The following is a 557-nucleotide window of genomic DNA, read 5'->3' as shown; positions in this document are numbered from 1 at the left end:
TATTTTGGTGTAGGCGATTTTCACAGCACGTTCTACTGCCGCTTTGTCGCGTGGCCTGCCAGGTCTTGTCGGCACAATCGTGACCCCGTAATAGTCGGCAAACGCTTACGTAGCGGTCAGTGACCATCCGGTAGCCTGAATGCTTCCTCGGCCGGTAGGTCGCCGTAGAGGCATTATCCGGCACGATGACCGCCGGTAATTTGCCAAGATAGTTCAACGCTTTGACGTGGCATGCAATCCAAGCCGACATCTTCTCATTTACAGCAGCAGTGACGTACATCAGTCCTGAGTACGGGCATACCGCGACAAACAGTGACGCCTTGAATGCGGTATCACCACTGGCCTGATCCACTACTGGCACTTTGTCACCGGCCCAGTCGACGTAAAGCTCTTGCCCCGGCTCATGGGTGACGACTTCGACAAGATCATGAGCACGGAGAAATTCATTGAGCCCACTGCAAAACTGGGAGTACTGGTACTTTGTCTTGTCCCTCGGACACGGCTGCGACAAGTAGTCCATCCACAGCTTGTGCCTGGTCACGTGCTTTTTGCTTTGG

1 pseudogene is annotated in these 557 nt (G+C 54.0%); it reads right to left on the bottom strand.

Annotated elements, in window-relative coordinates:
* Positions 1-541, bottom strand: a pseudogene (locus tag HMPREF2990_RS12300) (DDE-type integrase/transposase/recombinase); the annotation flags it as partial.
* Between the last annotated feature and the right edge of the window lie 16 nt (positions 542-557).

This window comes from Corynebacterium sp. HMSC071B10 (assembly GCF_001814825.1).
Classification (GTDB): Bacteria; Actinomycetota; Actinomycetes; order Mycobacteriales; family Mycobacteriaceae; genus Corynebacterium.
The sequence above is the reverse complement of the archived record's forward strand: the minus strand, read 5'-3'. Positions and strand labels throughout refer to the sequence as shown.